A 14,566-nucleotide genomic window follows, 5' to 3' on the forward strand; every position below is an offset into this window, starting at 1 on the left:
ATGCAGCGGTTCCTGGCCGATGGCTCCTTTCTGCGTGTCTATCTGGCCTTGGCCCTGGCGCTGCTGCTGACCTTCACCCTGGCCCTGATGGGCCTGGCCCTGGTCGATCGGGTGCGCATCGAACAGTACCGCGAGCAGTTGGCCGAGGCGCCGCTGCAGCTGCTCACCTGGCGGGTGGCCACGCTTCCTGCCCACGAGCGCGGCAGCTGGCTGACTCAGCAGTCCGACATGCTCGACATGCGCCTTTCGCTGCGTGAACCGGACGGGGCCAGCCTCGGCTGGTTCGAGCGTCGACGGCTGGAGCGTGGCCGCGTACTGGTGCAGGTGCACGAGGAGGAGGGCTGGCGGCTATACCGGCGCCTGCCGCGAGAGGAGCGAATCCTGGAAGCTCGCCTCTCGGGACTCAATGAGCGCCAGCTGCGCGGTTTGGCTCAGATGCTGGGCGACTGGCTGGCCGAGGTGGACGGTGACGCTCGCCGCCAGCGTCTCGAGGGCGTGACCAGCGAGGCTTTGCCGGTACGCCTCAGCGACCTGGCTCCCGAAGGGCTCGACAGCCACCAGCTTACCCGTCTGCGCGACGGCGAACTGGTGATTCGCCTGATGCCGGGCCACTGGGCGTTGACCGTCCACCTCGCTGTACCGGCTGCCGACGGTTCACGCCAGTGGTTGTCGATCGGCCCGGTCTCGGCGCTGGAACCCACACCCATTTCGTTGTTGCTGCTGGTGCTGGTGATCATGCTCGGCGTGCTTGCCGCGATCATCTACCTGATAGTGCGCGGCGTGGAAGCACGCCTGGCGCGGCTCGAACTGGCCGCGGGTCGAATTGCCAGCGGTCGCCTCGATACCCGGGTCAAGGTCGACGCAGGAGGGTTCATCGGCCGTGTAGGCATGGCCTTCAACGCCATGGCCGCCCAGGTGCAGTCGCTGTTGCGCTCGCAGCAGGAGATGATTCGCGCGGTATCGCATGAGCTGCGCACGCCGGTGGCGCGCATTCGCTTCGCCATGCAAATGGTCGAGGACATGACCGACGACCCCGCCGTGCATCGCCAACTGCATGGGATCGACAGCGATATCGAGGAGCTCGACCAGCTCATCGACGAGATCCTGACCTATGCCCGGCTCGACAGCGGTATCGTCAATGGGGCCGATCTGGAGCGCACTCAGGTCGATTGCCATGCCGTCGCCGAACGAGTCATCGAGACCCTGGCTCCGCTGCATGCACACCTGCGCCTGGCGCTGGCGCCGGGGCCCGAGGTGGAAGTCCAGGCCGACCCGCGCTACCTGCAGCGGGCGCTGCAGAATCTGGTGGCCAACGCCTGTCGCCATGCCCAGTCTCGTGTGCTGGTGCGGCTATCGCTGGAGTCTCGCCTGGTGCGCCTGGATATCGAGGACGACGGGCCCGGCGTGCCGGCCGGCGAGCGTCAGGCCATCTTCAAGCCTTTCGCCCGACTCGATGACAGCCGCACCCGGCGCAGCGGGGGCTATGGGCTGGGGCTCTCCATCGTGCAGAAGATCATGGCCTGGCATGGTGGCAGCGTCGTGGTCGACGACAGCCAGGAACTGGGCGGTGCACGCTTCTCGTTGTTGTTGCCGCTAGTGCCGGCCAGCAAGGACAAGCCGGTCAAGCCGGTTTAATGCCCTCTAGCACGGCGAAGGAGGTCTCGCGGGCCGTGCGCAGGAAGTCCTCCATCCAAGGCCGTTCGCGACTCTCGTCGCGGATGGCCGCGTAGAGCGTACTCCACATGCCGCCTTCCCCCAGGCCCACTGCCTTCACGTAATCGCGCTCCAGGTACTCCGTCAGTGCCCAGTTGGGCAGCGCGCAGACGCCACGGCCGCTGGCTACCAGTTGCATCATCATGATCGTCAGCTCGGCGGTACGTATCTCGTGCGGGCGCACGCCGGCGGGATCGAGGAACTGGGTGAAGACGTCCAGGCGTGCACGCTCCACGGGGTAGGTGATCAGGGTTTCCTCGGCCAGATCCTGGGGCTCGATGAAGGCGCGGTCGGACAGGCGGTGCTGGCGGGCCACGGCCAGCAGGCCCTGATAGCGGAACAGCGGCTCGTAGTAGACGCCCGGCAGCGGCTGGGGGTCGGCGGTGATCACCAGGTCGAGCTGCTCGCGGGCCAGCGCCGGTAGTGGGTCGAAGTGATGCCCGCCGGGGATGTCGATCTCCACCTCCGGCCAGTGGTCGCGGAAGCGATCGATGGTCGGCATCAGCCACTGGAAGCAGCTATGGCACTCGATGGCCATGTGCAGGCGCCCCGGCTCGTGGCCGATCAACCGCGCCACGTCGCGCTCGGCCATGCGCACCAGCGGCAGCACCTGCTCGGCCAGGGCCAGCAGGCGCTGGCCGGCGCGGGTGAACTCCACCGGCCGCGTCTTGCGCACGAACAGCCCGGTGCCCAGTCGCTCTTCGAGGTCCTTGATCTGGTGCGACAGCGCCGACTGGGTCAGGTGGACCCGTTCGGCGGCCTCGACCAACGAGCCGGCATCGCGCAGGGCAATCAGGGTCCGCAGATGACGAAGTTCAATCATGAGTTTTGCTCATGTTTTAAGTTAATATATTTAGTTTGATTCAATTTGCGCTGCCAGCGAGACTCTACGGCAACATTCATGCCTAGAGGGAATTATCATGACATTAGCTCATGTTCTTGGCTATCCGCGAATCGGCGCCGACCGCGAACTCAAGCGGGCCGTCGAGGCCTACTGGCAAGGTGAGCTGGACCGCGAAAGCCTCGAAGCCTGCGGGCGCGAACTGCGGGCACGGCATTGGCAGGCACAGCATGACGCTGGGCTCGATCTGGTCACGGTGGGCGATTTCGCCTTCTACGATCAGGTGCTCAACGTCAGCGTGCTGCTCGGCGTCGTGCCGGCGCGTTTCGCCGCCGAGGCAGAGGTTGCCCGCGGTGAGGTCGACCTCGACACCCAGTTTCGCATGGCACGTGGACGCGCCCCCAGCGGCGCGCCGGCCGCTGCCTGCGAGATGACCAAGTATTTCGATACCAACTATCACTACCTGGTCCCGGAGCTGCACGCTGGGCAACGATTCAAACTGGCCAGCACGCGGCTGTTCGATGAAGTGGCCGAGGCGCGGGCGGCGGGACATCCGCTCAAGGTGGCGCTCACCGGGCCGCTGACCTGGCTGTGGCTGGGCAAGGGTCGCGAGGAAGGCTTTGACCGCTTGAGCCTGCTCGAGGCGCTGCTGCCGGTCTACGGCGAGATCCTCGCGCGGCTGGCCGAACAGGGCGTGGAGTGGGTGCAGCTCGACGAACCGGCGCTGGTGCAGGACCTGCCGGCGGAATGGCGCAGCGCCTTCGAGTTCGCCTACAACGCCTTGCGTTCGGCACCGGTCAAGCTGATGGTGGCGACATATTTCGGTGGTCTGGGGGACAACCTGCAGCTGGCGGTGGGTCTGCCGGTGGACGGCCTGCACATCGACACGGTGCGTGCCCCCGAACAGCTGACCACGGTGCTCGACAACTTGCCCGGCTACAAGGTGCTGTCGGTGGGCGCCATCGACGGGCGCAACATCTGGCGTGCCGACCTGGCGGCCTTGCGCGAGCGCCTGGCCAATGCCCGCATGCGCCTGGGCGATCGGCTGTGGCTGGCCCCCTCCTGCTCGCTGCTTCACGTACCGGTGGACCTCGATGCCGAAACCGAGCTCGACGAGGAGCTCAAGAGCTGGCTGGCCTTCGCCCGCCAGAAGCTCGACGAGACGGTCACCTTGGCGCGGCTGCTGGACAATCGTGCTGGAGAAGAGGATCGGACCCGGGTCGCAGCGGCCACGGTGGCACTGGACGCCCGGCGGGCCTCGCCGCGGCTGCATCGCCCCGAGGTCGCCCAGCGCCTCGCAAGCGTGGGAGATGGCGAGCGTTCGCGTGACAATCCCTATCCCGTCAGGGCCAAGGCGCAGCGCCGAGCGCTCGACCTGCCGCTGTTTCCCACCACCACCATCGGTTCCTTCCCCCAAACCGGGGAAATTCGCGCCGCTCGTCGGGCCTTCAAGAACGGCGAGCTGGGGCCGGCGGCCTACGAGGCGAAGATGCGTGACGAAATCGCCGACGCCGTGCAGCGTCAGGAAGCGCTCGGGATCGACATGCTGGTGCATGGCGAAGCCGAGCGCAACGACATGGTGGAGTACTTCGGCGAACAGCTCGACGGCTATGTCTTCACCCGCAACGGCTGGGTACAGAGCTACGGTTCGCGCTGCGTCAAGCCGCCTATCATCGTCGGCGACGTGACCCGGCCGGCACCGATGACGGTGGCATGGAGCCGCCATGCCCAGTCGCTCACCAAGCGGCCGATGAAGGGCATGCTCACGGGACCGGTGACCATGCTGCAGTGGTCCTTCGTGCGCGACGATCAGCCCCGCGAGGTCACCTGCCGGCAGATCGCCCTGGCCCTGCGCGACGAAGTTGCCGACCTCGAAGCCGCCGGCATCCCGGCGATCCAGATCGACGAACCGGCGCTACGCGAGGGGTTACCGCTGCGCCAGGGCGAATGGCAGAACTATCTCGACTGGGCCGTGGAGTGCTTCCGTCTGACCGCCTCGGTGGCGCGCGATGCCACCCAGATTCACACCCACATGTGCTATTCGGAGTTCAACGACATCATTGCCGCCATCGCCGCGCTGGATGCCGATGTCATCACCATCGAGACATCGCGCTCGAACATGGAACTGCTCGACGCCTTCCAGGATTTCGCCTATCCCAACGAGATCGGGCCGGGGGTCTACGACATCCACTCGCCCAACGTGCCGGAGGTGGCGTGGATGGTGCAGCTGATGGAGAGAGCAGCCGAGCGTATTCCCGTCGAGCGGCTGTGGGTCAATCCGGATTGCGGGCTCAAGACCCGTGGCTGGGCCGAGGTGGAGCCGGCGCTGGCCAACATGGTCGAGGCGGCGCGGGAGCTGCGCCGTCGCCACGGCTGACACTGGTACGAGGTGCTGCGTTCGCGGCGCGTGAAACGGGGACCGGGCCGCATGGGGCCGGTGCCTGTTATGCTGTGCCGGTTCGATTCGTCCAAGGAACCGCCATGACGCTTCGCTTTACGTTTTCCCTTCGCCCGGTGCTGCTCGTCGCCGGCTCATTGTTGTTGAGCGGCTGTGCTGCCACTCCCATCGACGGGCCGCGCCCCGGCGCCAGCCAGGTGGCCAACACGGCGCCGCTGATGCCCTCGATGCTGTTTCCGGGCGGCGCCGAGAGTTTCGAGGCCTGGCGCTGCACGCCGGAGCAGGATCTGGTGACCGCCTTCGGTGAGCGCGAGCTGCGGCTGTGGTCGGCTCACGGCGCCTATCGCCTGACACCCGCGGTGGTAGCCAGTGGCGCGCGTTACCAGCAGGGCGACCTCAGCTTCTGGAACAAGGGTGGCGATGCCGTGGTCGAGAGCGCCAACGGCCAGCTGGAATGCGGCGCCGCCATGGCGCGCCCGGCGCTCACTAGGGAGCAGCGCCCGGGCGTCATGTTCCATGGGCGTGGCAACGAGCCGGGTTGGAACGTCAACTTGGCTCATGACACGCCTGAACTGAAGCTGGTACTCGACTACGGCGCGCGTGAAATGACGCTGCCCTATCGCGTCACCGGGATGGACAATGCCAATGGTCGGGTCACCCTCGCCAGCGCCCAGCCCGATCAGCCCTTCGAGCTGCGCCTGGAGGCACGGGCCTGCTTCGACGACATGAGCGGTGAGCCGTTCCCGGCCCGCGTCACGCTCACCATCGAGGGGCAGACGTTCAGGGGCTGTGGCCAGGGCATCGCCCCCTGAGCGTTGCCGATGCGATTGACGCAGCATTTGGTGCGGACAGAAACAAGGCAAGCCGGAAGCCACCGGCTTTGCTTTGGACGAGCCGCGCCACCCCACCGTGAATAGCAAGGAGCCATGACAATGGCATTCGAATTGCCCGCACTTCCCTATGAGAAGAACGCCCTCGAGCCACACATTTCCGCCGAAACCCTCGAGTATCATTACGGCAAGCACCACCAGGCTTACGTCACCAAGCTCAACGAGCTGATCGACGGTACCGACGCCGCCGACAAGTCCCTGGAGGAGATCATCCAAACCGCCACCGGTGGCCTGTTCAACCAGGCCGCTCAGGTGTGGAATCACACCTTCTACTGGCACTGCCTCGCGCCCAGCGGCGGCGGTGAGCCGACCGGCGCGCTGGCCGAAGCGATCGATGCCAAGTTCGGCTCCTTCGCCAAGTTCAAGGAAGCCTTCACCGCCCACGCCGTGGGCAACTTCGGCGCCGGCTGGACCTGGCTGATCAAGACCGAAGAGGGCGGCGTCGACATCGTCAACACCAGCAACGCCGATACCCCGATCGCCCACGGCCAGACCCCGCTGCTGACCGTCGACGTGTGGGAGCACGCCTATTACATCGACTACCGCAACGCGCGTCCGAAGTACCTCGAAAATGTATGGAGTGTGCTGAACTGGGACTTCGTCGCCCAGAACTTCAGCTCATGAATGTCTGCGCGGTGTTCGCAGGATTGGTGTGGATTCGGCCTCGTCAATAGGCGAGGCCTTTTGCTCCAATATAATTTCGTTTTTATCGAATGATAAGCGCGAAACTATGCGCTTTTAGTATGAAAAAATGCACGTAACATGACGATCAACACCGAACCCATCCAGGGAGATCGTCATGGCTACCCGTATTCTTCTCGTTACCTCATCCATCCTCGGCGAGCATGGCCAGTCCAACGCTCTGGCCAGCCATCTTCGTCAGCGTGCCGGAGCGCGCGAAGACCTCGTCGTGACTCACCGCGACCTGGCCGCTGACGAGCTGCCGCACCTGGGGTTCGAGGAGCTCTCCAGTTGGCAGGTCGCCTCCGCCGAGCGCAGCCCGCAGCAGCGTGAGCTGGCGCAACGCTCCGATGCGCTGATCGATGAACTGCAATCCCACGATGTGCTGGTGCTGGCGGTGCCGATGTACAACTTCGGCATTCCGTCCCAGCTCAAGGCCTGGTTCGACCGGGTGATGCGTGCTGGCACTACCTTCCGCTATACCGAGCAGGGCCCCGTGGGGCTGGTGAAGGACAAGCATGCCGTGATCCTGGCTGCCCGTGGTGGGCAGTATGTCGGCACCGAGCTCGACAGCCAGACACCACATCTCAAGGCGATGCTGGGGATGATTGGCATCAACGACGTGTCGGTGATCTATGCCGAGGGGCTCGCCATGGGCGAGGGGCTCCGTGATGCCGCGCTCAAGGAGGCCCGCCAGGCCATCGACTCGCTGGTCGCCGACCTGTAAGGCTCAGCACGTCTCTGGTACCTCCGCAACCCAGCGGTCGGCAACGAAGTTGCTGGTGCAGAGCGTCGCCTCGGGGGTGAGAATCCTTGCTCCCAGCTGCTGCAAGGCATCGAGGTCGGCTCGGGTGTCAGGCGTCACCATCTCGGTCGGCGCAAGCGGCTGCCACGCCTCTGCCTCGCGTGTCGCCAAGGCGTAGCTGAAGGCATAGAAACCCGGGAAACCCAGTCGCAAGTCAGTGGCGACAAGGGTTTCCTGGCCACCCAGCTCACGCACCTCGTAGCGCAGGTAGGGTCCGGCAAACCAGTCCAGCCGCTGGCCTTTTTCGAGCGCCAGGGCGGCCGGTTCGAGTTCGGCGCCGCGATGGAACGTTTCCATGACCGGTTCCTGGTCGCCATCCAACAGTCCTATCAGGGTTTCATGGTGTCGGTCGCCATCGATGATCGTCACCCGCCACAGCAGCGTGTTGAACGGGGTGGGCTGCACCAGCCGCGGTGCTTCCCCCAGGCCATGCTCCGCCAGCAGCGGGGCAAGACGGTGCTCAACGACCCCCTTGGCGGTCATGGCGAACGCCAGGTAGGCGCAAGAGAGTGCCAGCCCCCAGCCAGGGCCGCGATAGCCGTTGCCAGTGACCATGGCAATGCCGATGCCCACCAGCAGTGGCAGGGTGTAGAGCGGGTCGATGATGAATATCACCGGCCAGGCACTGGGTCGCACGTCCAGCGGCCACCAGACCTGGGTGCCGTAGGTGGTCAGCACGTCGAGCAAAGGGTGGGTGACCAGGCACAGCACGAAGTAGGCCCACCAGTGGCCGAAAGTAATGTCGCGAGCCGGGGCAAAGCGCCGGGCGAGCAGCGCCAGCAACGTGCCGAAGCCCGTCAGCACGAACAGCGAGTGGCTGAAGCCTCGATGCTCGGTGATATTGGCGACCGCATCNGCCGAAGCCCGTCAGCACGAACAGCGAGTGGCTGAAGCCTCGATGCTCGGTGATATTGGCGACCGCATCACCGTAATCCAGGAAGACGTCGAGGTCGGGCAGGGTGCCCAGCGCCGCCCCGATCAGCACCGCCTTGCGTCCCAGGCGTCGGCCCAGCACGGCGCCACCCACGGCCGCTCCCAGGGCTGCCTGCGTCAGGGTATCCATTCGGCTCGGCTCCTTGCGAAAATAAGATGGCTGCGGCTCAGGCCCTGTTCCAGGCGGGGCCGATTGCCAGAATACGCTGATGAACGGGGCAGTCGTCGCGGTGGGCTCCCGGCAGGTAGCCGGTGCTCATGAGGAATTCGCCGACGATCTCCGGCCCTGTGAAGCGAAAGGTGCGGCGGAACAGCTTGACCCATTCGTCCCGCGTCAGCGGGTGGTGGTGATCGAGCCAGCCAGCAAAGCTGCCGTGTTCCTCACGCAGCGCCTGGATCACGCCGGCATTGTGTATGACCGCCTCGATCTTGAGTCGGTTGCGAATGATGCCGACATCGCTGAGCAGACGCTGGCGGTCGGCGTCGCCGAAGGCTGCAACCCGGTCGATGTCGAAGTTGTCAAAGGCATGTCGAAACGCTGCGCGCTTCTTCAGCACCGTCAGCCAAGACAGGCCGGCCTGGTTGATCTCCAGCACGAGGCGCTCGAACAACGCCGTGTCATCCTCGACCGGGAAGCCGTATTCATCCTCGTGATAGGGGCCATGCCAGAGGTGGCCCGGGGCCAGATCACAATAGTGCGACATTTCCGCCTTTTCCCCTTCATAGGTATTGGCAAGCCATGCGGGGCTTGTCACGATTCCATTATCTGGCGTCGACGCATCAGGAGCCACCCAGCATGAAAATCCTACCGACAAACCCCAATTCCCGAAAGGTCACTGCGCTTTCCCTGATCAGTGGCACAGCGCTGGCCCTTTATGTTGCTCTGGCTCCGGGCACCAGTCCCCAGGCTGGGCCGGTGGTCGAAATGTATCAGGATCCCAACTGCGGCTGCTGCACGGATTGGGCCGATCACCTCCGGGAGGCAGGCTTCGAGGTTCACCAGCACAAGACCCGCGACATGCGCTCGGTGAAGGTCGAGCACGGCGTCACGCCGGAACTCTCCTCTTGCCACACGGCGCTGGTCGACGGCTACGTGATCGAAGGCCATGTACCGGCCGCCGACATCAAGCGCCTGCTCGAGGAGCGGCCCGACGTGGTGGGGTTGACGGTGCCGGGCATGCCCCACGGCTCACCGGGCATGGAGACGGGGCGCTACGATGACTATGCCGTGCTGACCTGGCAGCATGAGGACCGGACGCCGGCCATATTCAGCGAATATACTCACGACTGATTTTTCCGCAAACCAGGATGACAAGGAGACGTTCATGCAGTATCTGCACACGATGGTTCGTGTCAGCGACCTGGACGCATCGCTGCACTTCTACTGCGACCTGCTGGGGCTGAAGGAAGTCAGGCGCAAGGAGAACGAGAATGGCCGATTCACGCTGGTGTTCCTGGCGGCACCCGAGGACGAGGCGCGCTCCGCCGAACTCAAGGCGCCCGAGCTGGAGCTGACCTACAACTGGGACCCGGAAGAGTACGGCGGCGGTCGCAACTTCGGCCACCTGGCCTACCGCGTCGACGATATCTACGCGCTTTGCGAGCGGTTGCAGGAGGCCGGGGTGGCCATCAACCGGCCACCCCGCGATGGTCACATGGCCTTCGTGCGCAGCCCGGATGGCATCTCGATCGAATTGCTGCAGAAGGGCGATCCGCTGGCGGCCAAAGAGCCTTGGGCCTCGATGCCGAACACCGGCTCCTGGTAAGAATCTGCGACGAGAATAAGGAACGAATCTTCGCATGAACATGACTCTGCCTGGCCGAGCGCTGCTGTTGGCGCTCGTCGCCATGACCCTGGCCGCGTGCGGTGGCAAGCCTACCGAGCCGACTCGGCAAGACCAGCCCCGTGCTTCAAGTGACCATCCCGTGGTGGGGCAGCGCTGGAACCTGCTGCTGGTAGGCACCGATGAGCGGCTTTCGATGCCCGAGACGCCGCACTTCATCGTTGCTCCCAACGGGAGCGTGAGCGGCAGCGATGGCTGCAACCAGATCAACGGGCGGGTAAACCTCGACGAGGGCAACCGTATCCAGTTCAGTGAGCTGGGCACTACCCGCCGAGGCTGTGCGCAACTCGAGGATGCCCGGCGTGTGACCGGCATGATGGAGAACGCCTACCGCTTTCTGATCGACCATGACCGGCTGGTGTTCTTCGGACCGGATCAGCGGGTGTTAGGCGGCTGGCGCAAAGCCAACTGAACATGAAAAAGCGCGGCCGAGGCCGCGCTTTTTTGTTATGAAAAAATAGGCAAGCAACTTTTCTAACGGCTTGGCAATGCGTTTCGCACCTTGATCAGCCCGGCGGTGATTGCCCGCGCCAACCCCGGCCCTACCGGTGTGAGCAGGATCCAAGGCGTGATGATCAGGTTGATCGCCACGGCGGCGAAGAAGACGTCGCTGAACCAGTGGGCGCCGCTGAGAATGCGTGGGGCGCTGAGCAATACCGCGAACACTGCGCTGACCAGGGCGACACGCAGCCCGGCGAAGCGCCACATGAAGGCGGTGAAGAGGAACAGATTGATGCCATGGTCGCCAGGAAAGCTGCTACCGGAGCTGTCCTTGGTCGGGAAGCCGACCATTTCCGTGATCAGATTGACGTTTTCATAGACCATGGTCGGGCTTGGATGGGTGTAGGGCACCACCATGCGCACCCCTTGGGCGATGAATACTGCCGAAATCAGCATGGTGATACCGATGCCACCCCAGCGCAGCAGCCGGTATTGGCCACGGTCGTCGCGGCTCATGGCCCACAGGTAGAGTGCCAGCAGGATCAACAGGCTCACTACGTCGAACATTCGATTGTTGACGGCAGCGACGAACAGCACCCAGGTTTCGTTGTCCTCGGTCAGCCAGCCATTGGTCGTGAAAAATACCGTATCGTCGAGCTCGGTCCAGAACAGCAGGCCGGGCGAGAGCCAGGACCACACCAGCAGGGCGCCCAGCAGATTGAAGAGCAGGATACGGCCAGGGGCGAAGGTCGGTTGGGTGTGAAGCATAAGGGCATCGGCACGCGTTGATGGTCGATGCCCTCATTCTATGTGAAAGGCGTATTGCAGAACAGCGTTCCCTAATTTTTCGGTGCTGCTACTGCATGTACCAACCGTGACTGACCACCATTGACTGACCTGTGAGCGCTGCCGTGGGGAAGGCGGCCAGGTGCAGCGCCACCTCGGCGATATCCTCCAAGGTGGTGAACTCGCCGTCGATCGTATCCTTGAGCATCACATCGCGTATCACCGCCTCTTCGGAGATGCCCAGCGCCTTTGCCTGCTCGGGGATCTGGCGGTCCACCAGCGGCGTGCGTACGAAACCGGGGCAGATCAAGTTACTGCGCACGCCATGGGCCGCGCCCTCCTTGGCCACGGTGCGACACAGGCCCACCAGACCGTGCTTGGCGGCGACGTAGGGTGCCTTGAGCGGTGAGGCGAGCTTGCTGTGCACCGACCCCATGTAGATCATGCAGCCGCTATGCTGCCGGTACATCTGGCGCAGGGCGGCACTGGTGACCAGGAAGGCACCGTCCAGGTGCACCGCCATCACCTTGCGCCAGTCGGCGAAGCTCAGCGTATGCACCGGCTCGATATGCTGGATGCCGGCGTTGGCTATGGCGATGTCCAGGCTGCCCCATTCGGCGACCATGCGCTCCACACCGGCATTGACTGCCGCTTCGTCGGTTACGTCCATGGCCAGTGCCATGGCCTGGCCGCCACCTCGGCGAATGGTTTCCACGGTGGCTTCGGCGGCGGCCAGGTCGAGGTCGGCCACGGCGACCCGGGCGCCTTCCCTGGCGTAGCGCTCGGCAATGGCACGGCCGATGCCTCCGGCTGCCCCGGTGATCAGGGCGCTCTTGTCGATAAGTTGCATATCTCGTCTCCGTTCAGTCGGGTCAGCGTCCGCCATAGATCTCGTTCGGCAGCCAGGTCGCCAGAGGGGCGTAGAAGAACACCAGCATGAGCCCCAGTAACTGAATGGCCACGAAGGGTGCCACGCCGAGATAGATGTCGCGGGTGGTGATACCCGGTGGGCACACGCCCTTGATGTAGAACAGCGCAAAGCCCACCGGCGGCGTCAGGAACGAGGTCTGCAGACAGATGGCGAAGAGCATGGCGAACCACAGCGGGTCGACGCCGAGGCTGAACACCACGGGCGCCACCAGCGGCAGGATGATCAGGGTGATCTCGACCCAGTCGAGGAAGAAGCCGAGCAGGAACACCACCAGCAGGATGGTCAGCACGATGCCGGTTTCCGAGAAGGGTAGGCCGGTGAGAGCGAAGCGCACTACGTCGTCGCCGCCGAGGCCGCGTAGCACGGCGGCGAATACCGTGGCACCGATGAAGATGGCGAAGATGAACGCCGTGGTACGGCTGGTCTGGTAGAGCGCCTGGCGCAGGGTCGTCAGGTTCAGGCGGCGATTGAGCAGGGCCAGCAACAGGGCGCCCAGCGCACCCACCGCCGAGGCTTCGGTGGTGGTGGCAAAGCCGGTGAAGATCGAGCCGAGTACCGCCAGGATCAGCCCCAGCGGCGGCAGCACCGCGATGAACACCTGCAGGAAGGCCCTGGCATCGAGCGGATCGCGGTCCTTGGGGGCGGGCGCCAGGTCCTTCTTCAGGTAAGCGGCGATCAGGATGTAGGCGATGTACATTACGCCCAGCATCACGCCGGGCACCAGCGCGGCCATGAACAGCCTGCCGACGGAGGCGTCGGAGGTGCCCATGCGGTCGGCCATCAGCACCAGCATGATGCTGGGGGGCACCAGTATGCCCAGGGTGCCCACCGAGCAGGCGGTCCCTACGGCCAGCGACTTGTTGTACTGGGCGCGCATCATCGGCCCCAGCGACAGCATGCCGAGCAGTACCACCGAGGCACCGACGATGCCGGTGGAGGCCGCCAGCAGCACGCCGACGATGACCACGGTAATCGCATAGCCACCGCGCAGACCGCCGAGTACGCGTACCAGCGAATTCATCAACCGCTCGGCGATGCCGGAGCGGTCGAGCATGATGCCCATGAAGATGAACAGTGGCAGCGCCACCATCAGCTCGTTGGCGACGATGCCGTAGATGCGCCGGTCCAGCACGCCGATGGTACCGCCCCAGGAGAACCACAGGTCGGCGCCGATGAATTCCACCAGCACATGTCCGATGACGGCGAAGACGAAGCCGACGCCGGCCAGCGCCCAGGCCACCGGGAAGCCCAGCAGCAGCAGGCCCATGAAGCTGGCGAACATCGCCAGCACGAGAAATTGTTCCAGTCCCATAGTCGATCTCGCTAGATGAACGTGGCGTATTCCGGATGGAGCGCGGCCGCTTACTGCCGCGGGGTCGTCTTGAGAACGCGCCGGGGGAAACCGAACAGCAGCGTGGTGCAGCGCAGCGCTCGAGAGAACAGCGCCACGGCCACCAGCGTCAGGCCGATGGGAATCAGGGTCTTGATGATGAAGCGATAGGGCAGCCCGCTGGGCGCCTGGGAGCGTTCGCCGCGCAGGTACGAGCGGTAGCCGTACTGGTACAGCTGGTCTGCCATCAGGTAGAGAATCGGCAGGGCCAGCAGCAGGATGCCCAGGAGCTCGATCCAGGCCTGGGTGCGCAGCGAGAATTTCTCGCGGATCACGTCGACGCGCACGTGGTCGTCGCTGACCACGGCATAGGCCAGGGTGAGGATCATGGTGGCGCCGAACAGGTGCCAGGACAGCTCTTCCACGGCGATCGAACCGCGGCCGAGAATGAAGCGGTTGACCACATTGGTCAGCACCACCGCCAGGGTGACCAGCCACAGCCAGGAGATGGCGCGGCCGAGCAGCAGGATGATCATGTCGAGGCGGTAGCTGAGGCGGTTGGTGGGCAGCTCCGGCGGCGCGGAGTACCCCTCCGGCACCGGGGTCACCGAGTCATGCATGCTCATGGGGAACTCCGGGGGTCAAGGTCAGTCGGCCGCCGCCGGCAGGCGGCGGCCGTTGCTGGGATGAACGAGTTTCGAAAACTGCCCGAAACGTAGGCGGCAGCTCGCCTGGCCGTTCGGGCAGTGTCCTCTCACTCCGTGCCGTTTTCCGGCGCATAGTAGGAGCGCGGCAGGTACCCTTTCGAGTGCCAGTTGCCGTGAACGCCCATCCACTCACGCTGGCTCTCCAGTACGCGGGCGAAGAGTTCGTCGTTGCCCGCCATCTCATCCAGCACGCGCATGGTGACGGTTTCCAGCTCGGCCAGGATCTCCGGCGACAGGGTCTGGGCATTCACGCCCTCGGCCTCGAA

General features: G+C 64.7%; 15 protein-coding genes and 2 pseudogenes. 8 read left to right on the plus strand and 9 right to left on the minus strand.

What is annotated here, in order from left to right; genetic code table 11:
* Entirely contained in the window at positions 1-1,635 is a 1,635-nt protein-coding gene (locus SPH52_RS19960; RefSeq protein WP_411796790.1) for an ATP-binding protein, read from the plus strand.
* Here SPH52_RS19960 and SPH52_RS19965 read toward each other — a convergent pair.
* The gene (locus SPH52_RS19965; RefSeq protein WP_411796791.1) at positions 1,622-2,536 is read right to left on the minus strand and encodes a LysR family transcriptional regulator; all 915 of its coding nucleotides are present in this window, start codon (positions 2,534-2,536) and stop codon (positions 1,622-1,624) included. The genes SPH52_RS19960 and SPH52_RS19965 overlap by 14 nt on opposite strands.
* A gap of 97 nt (positions 2,537-2,633) precedes the next feature.
* On the opposite strand from SPH52_RS19965, the gene metE reads away from it, so the two are divergent.
* The 4 genes from metE (at position 2,634) to SPH52_RS19985 (ending at position 7,250) form a co-directional block, all read left to right on the plus strand.
* Positions 2,634-4,931 carry a 5-methyltetrahydropteroyltriglutamate--homocysteine S-methyltransferase gene (gene metE, locus SPH52_RS19970; protein ID WP_411796792.1) on the plus strand — a complete coding sequence of 766 codons (2,298 nt, stop codon included), beginning with the start codon at positions 2,634-2,636 and terminating at the stop codon, positions 4,929-4,931.
* 104 nt (positions 4,932-5,035) lie between these two features.
* Positions 5,036-5,764, plus strand: coding sequence for an MliC family protein (locus SPH52_RS19975; protein WP_411796793.1), 729 nt, complete (start codon positions 5,036-5,038; stop codon positions 5,762-5,764).
* Positions 5,765-5,884: 120 nt separating this feature from the next.
* Positions 5,885-6,466, plus strand: coding sequence for a superoxide dismutase (locus SPH52_RS19980; protein ID WP_411796794.1), 582 nt, complete (start codon positions 5,885-5,887; stop codon positions 6,464-6,466).
* A 175-nt stretch (positions 6,467-6,641) separates the two neighbouring features.
* The gene (locus tag SPH52_RS19985; protein ID WP_411796795.1) at positions 6,642-7,250 is read left to right on the plus strand and encodes an FMN-dependent NADH-azoreductase; all 609 of its coding nucleotides are present in this window, start codon (positions 6,642-6,644) and stop codon (positions 7,248-7,250) included.
* A gap of 3 nt (positions 7,251-7,253) precedes the next feature.
* Here SPH52_RS19985 and SPH52_RS19990 read toward each other — a convergent pair whose 3' ends face one another.
* The 3 genes and pseudogenes from SPH52_RS19990 to SPH52_RS20000 all read right to left on the minus strand — a co-directional run bounded on the left by SPH52_RS19990 (position 7,254) and on the right by SPH52_RS20000 (position 8,965).
* Positions 7,254-8,132: a metal-dependent hydrolase gene (locus tag SPH52_RS19990; RefSeq protein WP_411796796.1), complete on the minus strand. Its 879-nt coding sequence runs from the start codon at positions 8,130-8,132 to the stop codon at positions 7,254-7,256.
* Positions 8,133-8,217: 85 nt separating this feature from the next.
* A pseudogene (locus SPH52_RS19995) lies at positions 8,218-8,391 on the minus strand (metal-dependent hydrolase); the annotation flags it as partial.
* 37 nt (positions 8,392-8,428) lie between these two features.
* Complete coding sequence (locus SPH52_RS20000) at positions 8,429-8,965, minus strand: DNA-3-methyladenine glycosylase I (RefSeq protein WP_411796797.1); 537 nt, start codon at positions 8,963-8,965, stop codon at positions 8,429-8,431.
* A gap of 92 nt (positions 8,966-9,057) precedes the next feature.
* Between SPH52_RS20000 and SPH52_RS20005 the strand changes: the two genes are divergently transcribed.
* From SPH52_RS20005 to SPH52_RS20015, 3 genes are read left to right on the plus strand one after another with little or no spacing between them, the layout of a single operon-like run.
* On the plus strand, positions 9,058-9,552 hold the full coding sequence (locus SPH52_RS20005) for a DUF411 domain-containing protein (protein ID WP_411796798.1): 495 nt from the start codon (positions 9,058-9,060) through the stop codon (positions 9,550-9,552).
* A gap of 34 nt (positions 9,553-9,586) precedes the next feature.
* Positions 9,587-10,027, plus strand: coding sequence for a lactoylglutathione lyase (gene gloA / locus SPH52_RS20010; RefSeq protein WP_411796799.1), 441 nt, complete (start codon positions 9,587-9,589; stop codon positions 10,025-10,027).
* Between the two features lie 34 nt (positions 10,028-10,061).
* Complete coding sequence (locus SPH52_RS20015; protein ID WP_411796800.1) at positions 10,062-10,517, plus strand: META domain-containing protein; 456 nt, start codon at positions 10,062-10,064, stop codon at positions 10,515-10,517.
* A 62-nt stretch (positions 10,518-10,579) separates the two neighbouring features.
* Here SPH52_RS20015 and SPH52_RS20020 read toward each other — a convergent pair whose 3' ends face one another.
* The 5 genes and pseudogenes from SPH52_RS20020 to SPH52_RS20040 form a co-directional block, all read right to left on the minus strand.
* Positions 10,580-11,314 (minus strand): phosphatase PAP2 family protein, encoded by a 735-nt coding sequence (locus tag SPH52_RS20020; protein ID WP_411796801.1) that lies wholly within the window; start codon positions 11,312-11,314, stop codon positions 10,580-10,582.
* A gap of 88 nt (positions 11,315-11,402) precedes the next feature.
* Positions 11,403-12,182, minus strand: a complete 780-nt coding sequence (locus tag SPH52_RS20025) for a 3-hydroxybutyrate dehydrogenase (RefSeq protein WP_411796802.1) — start codon at positions 12,180-12,182, stop codon at positions 11,403-11,405.
* A 22-nt stretch (positions 12,183-12,204) separates the two neighbouring features.
* The gene (locus tag SPH52_RS20030; protein ID WP_411796803.1) at positions 12,205-13,575 is read right to left on the minus strand and encodes a TRAP transporter large permease; all 1,371 of its coding nucleotides are present in this window, start codon (positions 13,573-13,575) and stop codon (positions 12,205-12,207) included.
* A 50-nt stretch (positions 13,576-13,625) separates the two neighbouring features.
* Complete coding sequence (locus SPH52_RS20035; protein WP_411796804.1) at positions 13,626-14,219, minus strand: TRAP transporter small permease subunit; 594 nt, start codon at positions 14,217-14,219, stop codon at positions 13,626-13,628.
* A 128-nt stretch (positions 14,220-14,347) separates the two neighbouring features.
* Positions 14,348-14,566, minus strand: a pseudogene (locus SPH52_RS20040) (C4-dicarboxylate ABC transporter); the annotation flags it as partial.

The sequence above is a fragment of the Halomonas sp. A29 genome, from assembly GCF_046723295.1.
Classification (GTDB): domain Bacteria; phylum Pseudomonadota; class Gammaproteobacteria; order Pseudomonadales; family Halomonadaceae; genus Halomonas.